Annotated in this window: 1 pseudogene; it reads left to right on the forward strand. The window is 59.2% G+C overall.

Going from position 1 to position 441, the window contains the following annotated elements:
• Nucleotides 1–115 precede the first annotated feature (115 nt).
• Nucleotides 116–441: pseudogene (locus SB753_RS34865) on the forward strand (nitrate ABC transporter substrate-binding protein); the annotation flags it as partial.

Consider the following 441-nt stretch of genomic DNA (forward strand, 5'->3'; position numbering starts at 1 on the left):
CTTATCAGCAATGATTGGTTGGATTCGACGGCACGCGAATCTAACGTGTAGTGCCAGGTCTCTGCCCGCCAGAGCATTCGTACTTCTTTTCCCTTCCATCGACCGGTATTGCCGCATGCGCTATTTCCATCTGCTGAAATCTTTTTTCGCCGTGGCGGCGCTGTCGCTCGCCGCGGTTCACGCCTATGCCGACAAGCCGGCGGTGATTCGCATCGGCGTCGCGCAACAGGGTAATGGCGACCCGCCTACATTTGGTGGATCACCGGCGGCCACCGTGCAATTGCAGCAGTCGCTCGAAAAAGAATTTGCCGCCGACGGCATCAAGGTCGAATGGCTGTTCTTCAAGGGAGCCGGCCCCGCCGTCAACGAAGCGATCGCCAACAACGCGCTCGACTTCGCCTATCAGGGCGATTTGCCCTCGGTACTCGGTCGCGCCAACGG

The organism is Paraburkholderia sp. SIMBA_053 (assembly GCF_046534895.1).
Lineage (GTDB): Bacteria > Pseudomonadota > Gammaproteobacteria > Burkholderiales > Burkholderiaceae > Paraburkholderia > Paraburkholderia caledonica.